Origin of the sequence: Streptomyces sp. NPDC014764, assembly GCF_043082785.1 — a bacterium.
GTDB lineage: Bacteria > Actinomycetota > Actinomycetes > Streptomycetales > Streptomycetaceae > Streptomyces > Streptomyces althioticus.
The window spans coordinates 1-2,830 of sequence record NZ_JBIBXY010000046.1; the positions used below are offsets into that span (position 1 = coordinate 1).

At 39.1% G+C, this 2,830-nt stretch carries 1 protein-coding gene and 1 rRNA gene; both read left to right on the forward strand.

Translation table 11 applies throughout. The features are described from left to right. The first annotated feature begins 123 nt into the window (after positions 1-123). Entirely contained in the window at positions 124-1,323 is a 1,200-nt protein-coding gene (locus ACF1AG_RS34740) for a replication initiation protein (RefSeq protein ID WP_160555784.1), read from the forward strand. A 397-nt stretch (positions 1,324-1,720) separates the two neighbouring features. Continuing rightward, a 16S ribosomal RNA gene (locus ACF1AG_RS34745) occupies positions 1,721-2,830 on the forward strand; the annotation flags it as partial.

The window sequence follows — 2,830 nt, forward strand, 5'->3', positions numbered from 1 at the left end:
TTAAAAAAATAAAAACTTCGTTTATCGAGTGTGTGTTTTAAATTTTCTGAAATATAACACAAGTAGACTCTCATTTGTGTTTTTTGTTATATTTTAGAATGATCAATAAAAAGGAGTTTTAATATGGGATCCAAGATAAGTGCAGACAACTTAATTACGAAATCAAATCAGCTTATTGAAGCAGCATATAAATTAAACGAGATAGAACAAAAAATCATCTTAACCCTTATTAGTTTAGTTCAACCAAATGATAAGGAATTTCAATCTTACACTTTCACAATCAAAGATTTCATAAAATTGATTGGCGGAAACAGTAATACAAGGTATAAGGAACTAGAAGAAATTACGAGGAATATGTTAGCTAAAATTTATGAAATAAGATTCGAAGAAAGATTAGTACAAGTTCAATGGTTATCCCAAGCTGATTATAACTATAAAAAGGGGACAATCGAGCTTACACTACATAAGTTTCTTACCCCTTATTTATTAGAGTTGAAAAAGGAATTTACATCGTATCATTTAAAAAACGTAAGTAAACTAAAGGGGCATTATTCTATAAGGATATATGAACTGCTTAAGCAATATGAACGTCTACAAGAAAGAACCCTCACTATGGAGGACCTAAGACATAAGTTGGGCGCAACAAGTATATATCCTGCTTACGGAAACTTTAAACAGCGTGTAATACTCCCTTCTCAAAAACAGATAAATAAAAAATCAGATATCACATTTGAATTTCAAGAGATAAAACAAGGAAGGGCAGTTAAAGAAATTAAATTCTTTATAAAAACCAAAGATTCTATTATTCAACCTTTACCTATTCCGATATCTCATTCCAGTCAAAATGCAGTGTTAGATACAGAAGAACTTGAAAATGATCTTTTTGTTGTTTCTAAAGACGATATTAAAGATATTAAAAGTTTGGCGAGTGATTTAGGAGTTAAAGTTCCGAATAAAACTATACAAAGTTGGTTGAATTATGGGAAAAGAAATGTAATTCAAGTGATGGAGTCAATTAGAGATGATCATAAAATAGAAAATCCAATAGGGTTTATCACGTACAAATTAAAGAATGAGATAGATAAAAACATTATTGAGATAAATCCTTCAGATGATGCCATTCAAGATTTTGTTAACAGTCATATACCAAAACGTAAAATCAAAAGAGTAGAATTTTTAACAGACTGGATGATGAAACCGGAAGCTTTAAAAACTTTTAGTAAATACATGAATGAAGATGATGCTTTAGATTTATGGAATTCAAAGAAAGAAGCAATAATGCAGGAACTAAATGATCGCAGGGGAAAAATGATATTAAATTAAAAGAACAAAAACCATATTGGTTCTTGTTCTTTTTTATCGGAATTATTAACGTTGAACTATCTATTGCTGTAAGAGAGTTTATTATGTAGAATAGAAAAACATTTCAACTAGTAGAAACCTCTAAAAAGAAGTTGACTTCCACGAATGCGAATGGTATATTAGTAGATGTCGCTAATTCGAAAAAAACATTCTTTCTTTTTTTAAAAAAGTTTGTTCGTAGAAGTTGACCACGGTGAAATGCTGTGTTATTATATAAAAGTTGCTCCTAACAGCAACATTAAATTGCTCTTTGAAAACTGAACAAACAAACGTCAACAATAATCGTTTTTATAACTTTCGTTATAGAAACAAAACAAGTAACAAAAGCTAGAGTTTAGCAATGAGCTAATCTTACTCTTTATCGGAGAGTTTGATCCTGGCTCAGGACGAACGCTGGCGGCGTGCCTAATACATGCAAGTCGAGCGGACTTAAAAAGCTTGCTTTTTAAGTTAGCGGCGGACGGGTGAGTAACACGTGGGCAACCTGCCTGTAAGACTGGGATAACTTCGGGAAACCGGAGCTAATACCGGATAATCCTTTCCTACTCATGTAGGAAAGCTGAAAGACGGTTTACGCTGTCACTTACAGATGGGCCCGCGGCGCATTAGCTAGTTGGTGAGGTAACGGCTCACCAAGGCGACGATGCGTAGCCGACCTGAGAGGGTGATCGGCCACACTGGGACTGAGACACGGCCCAGACTCCTACGGGAGGCAGCAGTAGGGAATCTTCCGCAATGGACGAAAGTCTGACGGAGCAACGCCGCGTGAGTGATGAAGGTTTTCGGATCGTAAAACTCTGTTGTTAGGGAAGAACAAGTACGAGAGTAACTGCTCGTACCTTGACGGTACCTAACCAGAAAGCCACGGCTAACTACGTGCCAGCAGCCGCGGTAATACGTAGGTGGCAAGCGTTGTCCGGAATTATTGGGCGTAAAGCGCGCGCAGGCGGTCCTTTAAGTCTGATGTGAAAGCCCACGGCTCAACCGTGGAGGGTCATTGGAAACTGGGGGACTTGAGTGCAGAAGAGAAGAGTGGAATTCCACGTGTAGCGGTGAAATGCGTAGAGATGTGGAGGAACACCAGTGGCGAAGGCGACTCTTTGGTCTGTAACTGACGCTGAGGCGCGAAAGCGTGGGGAGCAAACAGGATTAGATACCCTGGTAGTCCACGCCGTAAACGATGAGTGCTAAGTGTTAGAGGGTTTCCGCCCTTTAGTGCTGCAGCAAACGCATTAAGCACTCCGCCTGGGGAGTACGGCCGCAAGGCTGAAACTCAAAGGAATTGACGGGGGCCCGCACAAGCGGTGGAGCATGTGGTTTAATTCGAAGCAACGCGAAGAACCTTACCAGGTCTTGACATCTCCTGACAATCCTAGAGATAGGACGTTCCCCTTCGGGGGACAGGATGACAGGTGGTGCATGGTTGTCGTCAGCTCGTGTCGTGAGATGTTGGGTTAAGTCCCGCAAC